Origin of the sequence: Azoarcus indigens (assembly GCF_004361735.1) — a bacterium.
Lineage (GTDB): Bacteria > Pseudomonadota > Gammaproteobacteria > Burkholderiales > Rhodocyclaceae > Azoarcus > Azoarcus indigens.
Genome location: NZ_SNVV01000024.1, coordinates 14,780 through 27,672, shown reverse-complemented (window position 1 = coordinate 27,672; position 12,893 = coordinate 14,780). Strand labels below are relative to the sequence as shown.

Sequence of the window (12,893 nt, the reverse complement as noted above, 5' to 3'; positions counted from 1 at the left end):
AGTGGGAGCCCCGATTGTGATTAGTCCGTGATCAGCAATAAATGACGCCAGCGGATTAGACTCCTGCCAATTCCGCAGCAATCGGAGTGCGCATGGACAAGCTCAGGGCGATGCAGATGGCGGTCGCCATCGCCGACGGCGGCAGCCTCACCGCCGCCGCCGACAGCCTGGACCTCTCCCTGCCGGTGGTCGTCCGCGGCCTGGCCGCGCTGGAAGCCGGACTCGGCGCCCGCCTCTTCCACCGCAGCACCCGCCGCCTCGCCCTCACCGAGGAAGGCCGCCGCTACGTCGCCCAGTGCCGGCAGATCCTCGCCGACATCCACGAGGCCGAAGCCGCGGTGGCCGGCGACGCGGTCGATCCCGCCGGCCAGCTGGTCGTCACCGCGCCGGTGCTGTTCGGCCAGAAGCACGTCGCCCCGGTCGTCACCCGCTTCGTCCAGCGCTACCCGCGCATGCGGGTGGACCTGCGGCTGTACGACCGGGTGGTGAATCTGCTGGAGGAGAACATCGACGTCGCCATCCGCATCGGCCCGCTGCAGGACCAGTCCCTGGTCGCCCATGCGCTGGGCCAGCTGCGCCGCATCACCGTCGCCGCCCCCGCCTACCTCGCCGCACATGGCACACCCGCGCATCCCCGCGAGCTCGCCGGGCACGAGTGCATCGCCTTCACCAGCAACGCCGCCGCGCTCTGGCACTTCGCCGAACAGGGCCGCGAATTCAGCCTGCAAGTGGATGGCCGCCTGCGCTTCAACCACGTCGCCCCGGCGGTGGACGCCTGCCGCGCCGGCCTGGGCTGCGGCAGCTTCATCTCCTACCAGGTCGCCGAAGACCTGCAGGCCGGCCGGCTCACCGCCATCCTCGAAGACTACGAACTGCCGCCGCGGCCGGTGCACCTCGTCTATCCGAGCGCCAGGCTGCTGCCGGCGCGAAGCCGGGTGTTCATCGATTGGGTGAAGCGGGAGCTGGGCGGCTTGCCGGGAACGACGGGCGTGCGCTGAACATTGACGCCTCACGCCCGCGAATGAAAAAATGAGAACTATTCTCAAATAACGGCAGCCGCCACCGGCCGCCTCATCCGCTGCCTACTCGCCGGCCCGGAGGCACCCGTGTCCCCCACTTCCCCGACCCAGCCATCCGCTCCACCGCTCGCCGAGCTCTACCGCGATCACAACGGCTGGTTGCTGGGATGGCTGCGGCGGCAGGTCGGCTGCGGCCATGCGGCGGCGGACATTGCCCATGACACCTTCGTCTGCGTGCTGGAGAAGCCGCGGGCGATGGACGGAGTGAAGGAGCCGCGGGCCTGGCTGGTGACGATTGCACGCCGGCTGGTATTCGCCAACTGGCGACGGCAGGATCTGGAGCGGGCCTGGGTGGCGGAGCTGGCGGCGCTGCCGGAGGCGGTGGCGCCATCGGAGGAAGAGCGCGCCATCGTGGTCGAAACCCTGTTCGCCATCGACCGCCTGCTGGATGGCCTCTCCGACAAGGCGCGCCGCGCCTTCCTGCTGAGCCAGCTCGACGGCCTCACCTATGCCGAGATCGCCGCCGAACTGGGCGTTTCGGTGAGCCGGGTGCGGCAGTACATGACCCAGGCGCTGACGCGCTGCTATGCCGCGCTCTGACACCGTGCCGCCGCAGGCCGATCCGGCCGCCGCGCAGGCCATCGCCTGGGCGGTGCGGCTGCGTTCCGGCGAGGCCGGCGAGGCGGAGCGCGCCGCCTTCCGCGCCTGGCGGCAGGCCGACCCGCGCCACGAGGCCGCCGCCGCGCGGCTGGAGCAATCCCTCGGCCTGTTCGACAGTCTGCCCGGCGAAGCCGCTGCCCGCAGCGGCCTGCGCCGCGCGCTGCTGGCGCCCGCCAACCGCCGCCGCATGCTGCGCGACACCCTGGGCCTGCTGCTGCTGGGCGCCGGCAGCGGCGCGCTGGTGCACCGGCAGATGCCGGTGAACGACCTGTTCGCCGATCTGCACACCGGCACCGGCGAACGCCGCCGCTACACCCTGGCCGACGGCAGCCAGCTGTGGTTGAACGCCCGCAGCGCCGCCGACCTCGCCTTCGACGCCAGCCAGCGCCGGCTGCAGCTGCGCAGCGGCGAGCTGATCGTGGAGGTCGCCCGCGACCCCGCCCGCCCCTTCGTGGTGGAGACCGCCGAGGGCAGCGTGCGCGCGCTCGGCACTCGCTTTCTGGTGCGCCAGGAGGCCGGCAGCACGCTGGTGGCAGTGCTGCATTCCCGGGTGGCACTGGAACCGCAGGCGGCGGCCGGCAGCGTGCTGGCCGAGGGCGCCAGCGCCCGCTTCGACCGCCGCGCCGTCTACCCGGAAAGCCAGGCGCCGCGCGGCATCGCCGCCTGGGAGGATGGCTTCATCGAGGTGCACGACCGCCCGCTGGCGGACGTGATCGCCGCCCTGCGCCCCTACCGCAGCGGCGTACTGCGCGTCGCCCCGGAAGCCGCCGGCCTGCGGGTGACCGGCACTTTCCCGCTGGACGACAGCGAGCGCACCCTGGCCGCGCTGGCAGAGGCGCTGCCGATCGCGGTACGGCGGCGCACCGATTACTGGGTCTGGATAGAGGCGCGCTGAACGCGCCGCCAGCCGGAAAGCTGCGCGGCGCCAGGGCCACGGGCAGGCCGCGGCAAACCCGCCCTGAAAAACTTCACGCCACCCCTGTCACTTTTCCGCGCTCGGCTCACATGCAGGTGAAAGCCCGGCCATGCCGGTCAACCAACCTGCGGAGTTTCCGATGTTTCCTGCCCTGCCCATCGCCCGCCTGCGCCCCGTCGCCCTGGCGCTGCTGCTCGCCACCACGCTGCCCACCGCCCCGGCCCACGCCCAGGCCGGCGCCGCCGTCCAGCGTTACGACATTCCCGCCGGCCCGCTGGATGCCACTCTCACCCGCATCGCCCGCCAGGCTGGCCGCATCATCGCCGTCGATCCCACCCTGGTTGCCGGCCGGCAGGCGCCGGCGGTGCAGGGCGATCTGAGCCTGGCGCAGGCGTTCGCCCACGCCCTGGCCGGGAGCGGGCTGGAGCTCAGCGAAACACCGCAAGGCACCTTGGGGGTGAAGCGTCTGCCGGCGGGGGAAACCACCCTTCCCGCCGTATCCGTTACCGCCAGCGGGCTGGAAAACCCCTGGGGCCCCACGCCCGGCTATGTCGCCCGCCGCGCCACCACGGGCAGCAAAACCAATGCCGCGCTGGCCGAGATTCCCCAGTCCATCTCGGTGATCGGCACCCAGGAGATGGACGACAAAGGCATTACCACCCTGACAGAGGCGCTGCAGCAGACCCCCGGGGTCAATGTCAGCCCCTTCGGCTTCGATTCCCGCGCGCCCGACTGGGTCGTGCTGCGTGGTTTCGACGGCTGGTACACCAGCAGCTACCGCGACGGCCTGATTCAGAACGTGGGCATTACCTTCCTCGGCGTGCAGACCGAGGTCTACGGGCTGGACCGCATCGAGGTCCTGCGCGGCCCCTCATCCGTCCTGTTCGGCAAGGGCGACGCCGGCGGCGTAGTCAACCGCGTAAGCAAACAGCCCGACCCGGATGCCCCCAACGAAGTGGTGCTGCAGCTTGGCCGCTACGACCGCAAGCAACTGGCCGCCGACGTCGGCGGCGATATCGACGCGGACGGCAGATTGCGCTACCGCCTGGTGGCCCTCGGGCTGGATACCGACACCCAGGACGCGTACCCCGACGGCAAGCGCATGGGGCAGGAGCGGCAATACCTCGCCCCTTCCCTGCGCTGGCAGCTCAGCCCTGACACCCGGCTCACCCTGCAGGCCGAGCATTTGCGCGACGACGCCTCGGACGATGTGCAATACGTTACCGGCGCCGATGGCCGCCCGACCGACGTGAAGGAGGGCGACCCCAAGTACAGCCGCATGGTCACACTCTCCAACGCGGTGGGTTACCGCCTGGAGCACCAGCTCAACGACCGGTGGACGCTGCGCCAGAACCTGCGCTACGCGCACCGGGCGATGAACAAGCGCCACATCCTCTCCAGCCTGGACGGCGACGGCGTCACCCTGCTGCGCCAAGCCCGGCACGACATCGAGTCGGTACGCGAACTGGCCGTCGACACCTCGGTGGAAGGCCACCTCAACACCGGCGCCATCGGCCACACCCTGCTCGCCGGCTTCGACTGGGACCGCAGCGATGCGCGCTGGCGGCGCAAGCGCGACTGGACGACCAGCCTGGACATGAACAATCCGGTGTACGGCATCAACATTCCCGATCCCGTCACCCTCGCCGCCGACACCCGCGTCACCAGCACCCAGCTCGGCCTCTACCTGCAGGACCAGCTGCGCCTGGACGAGCACTGGCTGCTTACCCTGAGCGCCCGCTATGACCGGGTGCGCAGCGAGACCGACGACCGCCTGGCCAGCAGCGTCACCCACCAGGACGACAAGGCCAGCACCTATCGGGCCGGCCTGAGCTACCTCGTTGGCAATGGCTGGGTACCCTACGTCGGCTATACCGAATCCTTCGTTCCCAACTTGGGCGTGGATAGCGGCGGTCAGCCCTTCTCCCCCAGCGAAGCACGCCAGATCGAAGCCGGGGTGAAATACCTGCCCGAAGGCCTGCCCCTGTCCTTTACCGCCGCACTCTTCAATCTGGAGAAAAGCCAGGTTGTCAGCTACGACCCGGCCACTTTCGAGCCCCGCCAGATCGGCAAGGTGCGCTCCCGCGGCCTGGAGGTGGAGGCCAAGGCTGAACTCAGCCGAAATCTGCGCATGACCACCGCCCTGACCTTGCTGGACATGGAGGTGCTCAAGAGCGCCGACTCCAGCGAAGTCGGCAACTTCCAGATCCTCACCCCGGAGCAGACCGCCAGCCTGTGGCTGGACTACACGCTGCCGGTCGAGGCGCTGCGCGGCATCTCCATCGGCGGCGGCATGCGTTACATCGGCAAGCGCTGGAACGACATCGCCAACACCTCGTCCGAACCCGCTTACACGCTGTTCGATGCCGCCGTGCGCTATGACACCGGGCCGTGGCGCTTCGCCCTCAACGTCACCAACCTGTTCGATCGCAGCTACTACGCCGGCAAGGCTTACGGCAGCTTCTACCGCGGCGCCGAACGCAATGTGCTGCTGACGGCACGCTACCGCTTCTAGGCCGATCCCGGGCCGCGCGCCTTACTGCCCCGCCGCCATCCCATACAGCTGCGGCCACGCCTGCGCCCAGCAGCAATGGTGGTCGTAGTCCGGCTCTACCCTCACCTGCACCGGCGACCCCGGCGGGAAGGCGGCGGCGAAGTTGCGGACGAGCTCGGCGGGGAGGGCGCTGTCCTTGCCGCCAGCAAAGTGCCATTGCGGCAGCCGGCGCAGGGCGGCGATCTCGTCCGCCGGGTTGAGGGAGGCGGTGAGCGGGCTGAGGCGCAGGCGGGTGGTCCAGGCGCGGTGGTCGAGGTTGCCGGCGATGGTGATGAGGCGGTCCACATCCGTGCGCCGCGCGGCGAGCAGGGCGGCGACAGCGCCGCCACCGGAGTGGCCGACCAGGATGAGGCGGCGGCTGGCGGTGGCCTGCTTCAGCTGGTCCAGCGCGCGGCTGCTGGCCTCCACCACCTCGGGGGCGAAGCGGGCGGTGGTCCAGTACCGGCTGCCGCAGGCAGGGTTCTGCTGGCGCAGGTACTGGCAGGGGCGGCCGAGGTAGGCGGCCTTGCCCGCGGGCTGGGCGAGGGCCAGGCGCAGCGCCAGCGGGTCGCGCGGCGTGGGGTCGTCGGAGGGCTGGCTGCGGGTGATCCAGGCCAGGCCGTCGCCTTCGAGGTAGACGGTAAGCGTGTCGGCGGGATCGGCGGCTGCGTTCGCCGGCAAGTAGGCGAGCAGGGTGAAGGCGCCAGCGGGGATGGCCTGCGCCTGCCAGCCCTGGGCGCGGGCAAGCGCATCGGCGGCGTCGCGGCGGGCCTCCGGGGTGGGCACGGTGGAGCAGGCGGTGAGGCCGGTCGCCAGGCAGACCAGCAGGGCGGCAGTGGAAATGCCTGCCGCGGACTGGGCCGCAGAAACGCTGCGGACGACGGCCGCGGCGCGAACCGGCAAACGCCATCCCGAGGGCCCCATCGACCCCCCCCGCCGAACGCGCGGAAGACCGGGCGAGCGCCGCACCGAAGAAAGCAACGCAGCCATCCTCATGCCCGCGCCCGCTTCGGCAGCAGCGCCGCCGACAGCGCGGCGATGATCAACACCACCGCGGCCAGGTCCTGCGCATGGGGCTGTTCGCCGGTGATGGGCATGGCGGAGCCGAGGCCGATCACCGGGATCATCATCACCGACAGCGCGCTGGCCACCGGCGGCAGGCTGCGGGCGATGGAGAACCACAGCAGCTGCGCGGCGGCGCAGGCGATGACGACGCCGTAGATCATGGCCACCCACATCTGCGGGCTGAAGTCGAAGCTGGGCAGTGGCTCCTGGGCCAGCGCCAGCAGCCACAGCAGCGGCGCGGCGCAGATCAGCATGCCCACGGTGAGCGCCTCGGTGGAGATGGCGATGGGCAGGCGCTTCAGCAGCAGGGTGCCGATGGCCCAGGAGGCGGCGGCGGCCAGCATCCACAACATGCCGGTGGGCCGGCCGGAGAGATGGCCCAGCTCGTGCCACAGCAGCAGCAGCACCGCCAGCGCGGCACAGGCGGTGGCGATCCACAGCCGCGGGCTCATGCGCTCGCGGAAGAAGAGCACGCCGAACAGCACCGTCCAGATCGGCATGGTGAAGCCGAGGATGGCGGCCCGGCCGGAGGCCAGCGCCTGCACGCCGAAAATGGAGAAGCTGTACCAGCCGACGATGTTGGGCAGCGCCAGCAGGGCGACGCGGCCGTACTGTTCGCGCGGAACCTTCAGGCTGACGCCGCGGCTGCGGAACCAGGCGAGCAGCAGCAGCAGGCCGCCGGTGACGGTGAGCGCACGGAAATAGAGCGGCGACATCTCCCGCAGCGAGAGCTTCATGATCGGCCAGTTCATGCCCCAGAACAGGGTGAGCAGGACCAGGGCGGCGAGGGTGCGGGCGGGCAGCAAGCGGAACTCCTGCAAAGCGCAGAAATGAAACGCGGCGGGCCCGTAGACCCGCCGCGGCGGGCGCAGCGCGGCGGCTGCGCGGAGCTTCAGGGCAGCGGCTTACTTCAGCACGGCGAGCGCGGCGGCGTAGTCCGGCTCGTTCTTGATCTCCGACACCAACTGGGCGTGGATCACCTTGTCGTTCTCGTCCAGCACCACCACCGCGCGGGCGGTGAGGCCGGTGAGCGGGCCGGAGGCGATGGCCACGCCGTAGTCCTTGGCGAAGCCGGGGCTGCGGAAGGTGGACAGCGGATGCACGTTCTCCAGCCCTTCGGCCACGCAGAAGCGCTTGGCGGCGAAGGGCAGATCGCCGGAGACGATCAGCACCACGGTGTTGGCCAGGCCGCCGGCCTCCGCGTTGAACTTGCGGGTGGAGGTGGCGCAGGTGGGGGTATCCAGGCTGGGAACGATGTTCAACACCTTGCGCTTGCCGGCGTAGGCGCTGAGGCCGACGTCGCCCAGGTCACCGGCGGTGAGGCTGAAGGCCGGAGCGGTGGCGCCCACCTGCGGGAAGTTGCCGGCGATCTCGATGGGGTTGCCGCCCAGGGTTACGGTACTCATGGGGTGATGACTCCTCTTCTGTCTCAGGGGAAAAACCGGGTCTCGCCGCCAGCCGCCGCTCAGCGCGTGTAGTAGCCCACGCCGACCAGACGGCCGTCCACGGCCCGGAAATAGGTATGTTTGCTCTCGATCTTGCCAGTGGTCGGGTTGCGCCATGCATAGTCCATCTCGCCGGCGCCTTTCCTGCTGGCCACGTTGATCATGTCGGTGATGATCGCCTTCCCCTTGGGATCGCGCAACTCGCGGCTGTCCCGCCCCACCAGCGCAGGCGAGGCGCCGTGGGCCAGGGTGCGGCCATCGGCCATGTCCACCACGAACACGTAGAGGTCGTCGCGCAGGAAGGGGCCGCCGGCGCGCTGGAACTCGCCCGCCGCCGCCGCCGGGTCGCGCTTCACCGCCTCAACCGCCCGCTCCAGCAGCGCCCGCGCCTCTGCCGGCGTGGCCCGCGGGGCGTAGAAGCCGACGGCGACGATGATGCCGCGCGCCTGGCGGAACAGCGTCACCTTGGGCTCCTCGCGGCCGTCGGCCGGGTTCAGCCAGCGGTACTCCACCCGGCCCTCGCCGCGGGCGGCGGCGGTATCCAGGATCTCGCGGAAGAAGGGCTTGCCATCGGCATCCTTGTGCTCGGCCACGTTCTGGCCCACCAGCGCCACCGAGGAGCCGCCGCTGGCGAGGAAACGGCCGTCCGGCGCCAGTGCATAGACGTAGAGGTCGCGGTCCACGAAACCGCCCTCGCGGTTGAAGTCGGCCAGCGCCGCCTCGCCCTTCTCCTCCACATGGCGTACCGCGCGGCCGAGCAGCGCGGTGGCGCGCTTCTCGTCCCAGCGCTCGGACAGGCGCGGCGCATCCTCCGCCGGGCTGGCCGCCACGGCCACCGCCGGCAGCAGGCCGGCGCCCATCGCCAGGCCCAGCATCAGTAAACGGGAAGCGGCACGTACGAAAGGCAGCATGATCTTGTCTCCTATGGCGTTTTGATTTGTCCCGCCAAGATAGGAGCTTGCCGGCCGGCTGTCGAGCGCCGCCGGCGGGTGTTAATCAAAGGTTCACCATCCGCGGGTTACCTTGGCCAGCGCTTTTCCGATGCGACTTTCCACACGACGCCGGCCATGCTCGCCTCCCCGCCCCTCTCCCAGCTCTCCCAGCTCTGGCGCGATGCGCCGCTGCGCATGAGCGCCGCCGCCCTGGTGCTCGCCCTCGGCCTGCAGCAGGCGGTGGTGCACAGCGACCTGGACGACCGGATATACGCCGCCTGGATGCGCGCCAGCGTGCCGGCGGAAGAGGCCGGCCACGGCATCGGCCTGTTCGGCTACCAGGCCGAGACCCAGGGCAAGCCGCTGGCCGGCATCGGCTCCAACGCCTCCGGCCTGGCCTGGAACGGCGACACCGGCACCCTCTTCCTCGCCATCAACAACCCGGAGCAGATCGTCGAACTCAGCCCGCGCGGCGAGGTGCTGCGGCGCATAGAACTGAGCGGCTTCAGCGACGTGGAAAGCCTGGACTGGGTGGGCGGCAGCCGCTTCGTGCTGGCCGAGGAACGCCGCCAGGCGCTGGTGCTGGTGGACCTGAACGAAACGCAGACGCGCATCGCCCGCGACCAGGCGCGCAGCTTCTCGCTGGGCATAGAGGCCGGCAACAACAAGGGGTTCGAAGGCATCGCCTGGGACCCGCGCGACAACGGCCTCTACATCGCCCGTGAACGCGATCCGATGCGGCTGTACAAGCTGCTCGGCCTGCTCGACGGCGGCCCCAACGCCCAGATCAGCCTGGTCGCCGATCTGCCGGAAGAAGCCGGCGCCCTGGCCCACAACAGCGACCTTTCTGGCCTGCATTTCGACCCTGTCAGCAACAGCTTGCTGGTGCTCAGCGACGAATCCCGGCTGCTCAGTGAAGTCCGCCCCAACGGCCGCGCGGTGAGCTTCCTCGAACTCAGCCGCGGCTGGCACGGCCTGGAGAAGGACGTGCCGCAGGCCGAAGGCGTGGCGATGGACGAGGAGGGCACGCTCTACCTGGTGAGCGAGCCCAACCTGTTCTACGTGTTCAAGCGCGGCGCCGGGGAGAGGCGCTAGCACCTTCCCCTCGGCGCCGCCGCCTTCAGTGGCCCGCCTGCCGCTCCGCCAGCAGCTTCACCGCGTCCCGCACCGGCAGCGCCAGGCCCTCGCCGCCTTGTTCGACGTGCGCCACGATGGCGCGGCGCATGCGGGGCTCCCAGAAGCGTTGCAGGTGGTTGGCGATTTCGCTGCGGGCCTGGGCGGGGTCGGGCCAGGCTTCGAAGAACTGGCCGATCTGGTTGGCCATCTTGATCAGCGGCTGGATCTCCATCGTCAGACCTCCACCTTGCCGTCGGCCGAGGCGGCACGCAGGTGGTCTTCCTGCCGCCGGGTGAAGCGCTGGAAGCGCGCCTGCCATTCGGAGGGCTTGCTCACCGGCACCACCTGCACCGCCGTCACCTTGTATTCCGGGCAGTTGGTGGCCCAGTCGGAATTGTCGGTGGTGATGACGTTGGCGCCGGACTCGGGGAAGTGGAAGGTGGTGTAGACCACGCCCGGCTGCACCCGCCCGGTGAGGGTGGCGCGCAGCACGGTTTCGCCGGCACGGCTGCTGATGCCCACCCAGTCGCCGTCGTGGATGCCGCGTTCCTCGGCGTCCTGCGGGTGGATCTCCAGCCTGTCCTCGGCGTGCCACAGGTTGTTGGGCGTGCGCCGCGTCTGCGCGCCGACGTTGTACTGGGAGAGGATGCGGCCGGTGGTGAGGATGAGCGGGTAGCGCGCATTCACCTTCTCTTCGGTGGCGACGTAGCGCGTCGGCATGAAGCGGCCCTTGCCGCGCACGAAGCCGGCGACGTGCATGGTGGGCGTACCCTCCGGCTGGGCGGCGTTGCACGGCCACTGGATGCTGCCCAGTTCCTCCAGGCGTTCATAGCTGACGCCGGCGAAGGTGGGGGTGAGGCGGGCGATCTCGTCCATGATCTCGGACGGATGGGCGTAGTCCATCGGGTAGCCGAGCGCCCTGGCCAGATCGACGGTGACCTCCCAGTCCGCCTTGCCGGCCAGCGGCGGCATCACCTTGCGCACGCGGGAGATGCGGCGCTCGGCGTTGGTGAAGGTGCCGTCCTTCTCCAGGAAGCTGGCGCCGGGCAGCAGCACATGGGCGAACTTGGCGGTTTCGTTGAGGAAGATGTCCTGCACCACCACGCATTCCATCTCGCGCAGCGCGGCTTCGACGTGCTGGGTGTTGGGGTCGGACTGGACGATGTCCTCGCCCTGGCAGTAGAGGCCCTTGAAGCTGCCGTCCAGCGCGGCTTCCAGCATGTTGGTGATGCGCAGGCCGGGCTCGGGGTCGATGTCCACGCCCCAGGCTTCGCCGAAGAGGGCGCGGGTGAGCGGGTCGGACACATGGCGGTAACCCGGCAGCTCGTGCGGGAAGGAGCCCATGTCGCAGGAGCCCTGCACATTGTTCTGGCCGCGCAGCGGGTTCACGCCCACGCCTTCGCGGCCGATGTTGCCGGTGGCCATGGCGAGGTTGGCGATGCCCATGACCATGGTGGAGCCCTGGCTGTGCTCGGTGACGCCCAAGCCGTAGTAGATGGCGCCGTTGGGGCGGCGGTTTGCCAAGTCGGCCGCGGTGCCGTCGCTGCGGCCGGTGGCGTACAGGCGGGCGGCGCCGCGCAGCTCGGCGACGGGCACGCCGGTGGTGGCTTCCAGCGCTTCCGGCGAGTTGGCCGGATCGGCGACGAAGGCGCGCCACATGGCGAAGGACTCCGCATCGCAGCGCTCGGCGACGAAGGCCTCGTCCACCAGCCCCTCGGTGACGATGACGTGGGCCAGCGCGTTGATGACCGCCACGTTGGTGCCCGGCCGCAGCTTGAGGTGGTGGGCGGCGGCGATGTGCGGCGAGCGCACCAGGTCGATGGCGCGCGGGTCGATGACGATGAGCTTGGCGCCCTGGCGCAGCCGGCGCTTCAGCCGCGAGCCGAACACCGGGTGGCCGTCGGTGGGGTTGGCGCCGATCACCATCACCACGTCGGCGTACTGCACCGAGTCGAAGGTCTGGGTGCCGGCGGAGGTGCCGTAGGTCTGGCCCAGGCCGTAGCCGGTGGGCGAGTGGCAGACGCGGGCGCAGGTATCGACGTTGTTGTTGCCGAAGCCGGCGCGGATGAGCTTCTGCACCAGGTAGGTTTCTTCGTTGGTGCAGCGCGAGGAGGTGAGGCCGCCGACCGCGCCCCTGCCATGCTCGGCCTGGATGCGGCGGAACTCGGAGGCGGCGTGGCTGATGGCCTCCTCCCAGCTCACCTCGCGCCAGGGCTCGTCGATGCTGGCGCGTATCATCGGCGACTTGATGCGGTCCGGATGGGTGGCATAACCCCAGGCGAAGCGGCCCTTGACGCAGGAATGGCCGCGGTTCGCCTGGCCGTCCTTGTACGGCACCATGCGCACCACTTCGTTGCCCTTCACCTCCGCCTCGAAGGCGCAGCCCACGCCGCAATAGGCGCAGGTGGTGACCACGCTCTTTTCCGCCTGGCCCTGCTCGATCACCGTCTTCTCGGTCAGCGTCGCGGTCGGGCAGGCCTGCACGCAGGCACCGCAGGACACGCACTCGGAGCCGAGGAAGCTCTCGCCGGCACCGGCGGTGACGCGGGATTCGAAGCCGCGGCCGGAGATGGTCAGCGCGAAAGTGCCCTGGGTTTCCTCACAGGCGCGCACGCAGCGGTTGCAGACGATGCATTTGGCCGGGTCGTAGGTGAAGTAGGGGTTGGAGGTATCCGGCGCGGCGGCGTGTTCGGCATCGAAGTGGTTGTCGTTGCCCGTCATGCCGTAGCGCACTTCGCGCAGGCCGACCACGCCGGCCATGTCCTGCAGTTCGCAGTCGCCGTTGGCGGCACAGGTGAGGCAGTCCAGCGGATGGTCGGAGATGTAGAGCTCCATCACCCCGCGGCGCAGCTCGGCCAGCCTGGGGCTCTGGGTGCGCACCACCATGCCGGCCTCGGCCGGCGTGGTGCAGGAGGCGGGATAGCCGCGGCGGCCGTCGATCTCGACCAGGCACAGGCGGCAGGAGCCGAAGGGCTCCAGGCTGTCGGTGGCGCACAGCTTGGGCACGCTGCAGCCGGCCAGGCCGGCGGCGCGCATCAGCGAGGTGCCGGCGGGCACGGTGACCTCGTTGCCGTCGATGCTGAGGGTGACCAGGGTGTCCGACTCGCGCGCCGGCGTGCCCAGGTCCGGGCTGCGGTGGAAGGTGATGGGCGCCACGGTGGCGGCGGGCTGCAGACGAGCCTGGGGGTCGGGGTGGTTCATCGTTCT

At 70.2% G+C, this 12,893-nt stretch carries 11 protein-coding genes; 5 read left to right on the top strand and 6 right to left on the bottom strand.

Features of this window, described 5'->3' with window-relative positions; genetic code table 11:
- Positions 1-92 precede the first annotated feature (92 nt).
- The 4 genes from C7389_RS20615 (at position 93) to C7389_RS20600 (ending at position 5,110) form a co-directional block, all read left to right on the top strand.
- On the top strand, positions 93-998 hold the full coding sequence (locus C7389_RS20615) for a LysR family transcriptional regulator (protein ID WP_133594546.1): 906 nt from the start codon (positions 93-95) through the stop codon (positions 996-998).
- A 108-nt stretch (positions 999-1,106) separates the two neighbouring features.
- Positions 1,107-1,619, top strand: coding sequence for a sigma-70 family RNA polymerase sigma factor (locus C7389_RS20610; protein ID WP_133594545.1), 513 nt, complete (start codon positions 1,107-1,109; stop codon positions 1,617-1,619).
- Entirely contained in the window at positions 1,606-2,574 is a 969-nt protein-coding gene (locus C7389_RS20605) for a FecR domain-containing protein (RefSeq protein WP_133594544.1), read from the top strand. Before C7389_RS20610 ends, C7389_RS20605 begins: the two co-directional genes overlap by 14 nt.
- Positions 2,575-2,734: 160 nt before the next feature.
- Entirely contained in the window at positions 2,735-5,110 is a 2,376-nt protein-coding gene (locus tag C7389_RS20600; protein ID WP_162851797.1) for a TonB-dependent siderophore receptor, read from the top strand.
- A 21-nt stretch (positions 5,111-5,131) separates the two neighbouring features.
- On the opposite strand, the gene C7389_RS20595 is transcribed toward C7389_RS20600, so the two are convergent.
- The 4 genes from C7389_RS20595 to C7389_RS20580 form a co-directional block, all read right to left on the bottom strand.
- Positions 5,132-6,031 carry an alpha/beta fold hydrolase gene (locus C7389_RS20595; RefSeq protein ID WP_246034916.1) on the bottom strand — a complete coding sequence of 300 codons (900 nt, stop codon included), beginning with the start codon at positions 6,029-6,031 and terminating at the stop codon, positions 5,132-5,134.
- Positions 6,032-6,120: 89 nt separating this feature from the next.
- Positions 6,121-6,999 carry a DMT family transporter gene (locus C7389_RS20590; RefSeq protein WP_246034915.1) on the bottom strand — a complete coding sequence of 293 codons (879 nt, stop codon included), beginning with the start codon at positions 6,997-6,999 and terminating at the stop codon, positions 6,121-6,123.
- 99 nt (positions 7,000-7,098) lie between these two features.
- Positions 7,099-7,599, bottom strand: coding sequence for a thiol peroxidase (gene tpx / locus C7389_RS20585; protein WP_133594541.1), 501 nt, complete (start codon positions 7,597-7,599; stop codon positions 7,099-7,101).
- Between the two features lie 59 nt (positions 7,600-7,658).
- Complete coding sequence (locus C7389_RS20580; protein WP_133594540.1) at positions 7,659-8,549, bottom strand: cache domain-containing protein; 891 nt, start codon at positions 8,547-8,549, stop codon at positions 7,659-7,661.
- Positions 8,550-8,705: 156 nt separating this feature from the next.
- Between C7389_RS20580 and C7389_RS20575 the strand changes: the two genes are divergently transcribed.
- Positions 8,706-9,665, top strand: coding sequence for an SdiA-regulated domain-containing protein (locus C7389_RS20575; RefSeq protein ID WP_133594539.1), 960 nt, complete (start codon positions 8,706-8,708; stop codon positions 9,663-9,665).
- 25 nt (positions 9,666-9,690) lie between these two features.
- Here C7389_RS20575 and C7389_RS20570 read toward each other — a convergent pair whose 3' ends face one another.
- Positions 9,691-9,918 (bottom strand): formate dehydrogenase subunit delta, encoded by a 228-nt coding sequence (locus C7389_RS20570; protein ID WP_133594538.1) that lies wholly within the window; start codon positions 9,916-9,918, stop codon positions 9,691-9,693.
- Positions 9,919-9,920: 2 nt separating this feature from the next.
- Positions 9,921-12,887 (bottom strand): formate dehydrogenase subunit alpha, encoded by a 2,967-nt coding sequence (fdhF, locus tag C7389_RS20565; protein ID WP_133594537.1) that lies wholly within the window; start codon positions 12,885-12,887, stop codon positions 9,921-9,923.
- Between the last annotated feature and the right edge of the window lie 6 nt (positions 12,888-12,893).

Coding starts and splice junctions, on each gene's coding strand:
- fdhF (WP_133594537.1), bottom strand. CDS start 12,887: ATGAACCACCCCGACCCCCAGGCTCGTCTGCAGCCCGCCGCCACCGTG.
- tpx (WP_133594541.1), bottom strand. CDS start 7,599: ATGAGTACCGTAACCCTGGGCGGCAACCCCATCGAGATCGCCGGCAAC.
- C7389_RS20600 (WP_162851797.1), top strand. CDS start 2,735: ATGTTTCCTGCCCTGCCCATCGCCCGCCTGCGCCCCGTCGCCCTGGCG.
- C7389_RS20580 (WP_133594540.1), bottom strand. CDS start 8,549: ATGCTGCCTTTCGTACGTGCCGCTTCCCGTTTACTGATGCTGGGCCTG.
- C7389_RS20570 (WP_133594538.1), bottom strand. CDS start 9,918: ATGGAGATCCAGCCGCTGATCAAGATGGCCAACCAGATCGGCCAGTTC.
- C7389_RS20605 (WP_133594544.1), top strand. CDS start 1,606: ATGCCGCGCTCTGACACCGTGCCGCCGCAGGCCGATCCGGCCGCCGCG.
- C7389_RS20575 (WP_133594539.1), top strand. CDS start 8,706: ATGCTCGCCTCCCCGCCCCTCTCCCAGCTCTCCCAGCTCTGGCGCGAT.
- C7389_RS20615 (WP_133594546.1), top strand. CDS start 93: ATGGACAAGCTCAGGGCGATGCAGATGGCGGTCGCCATCGCCGACGGC.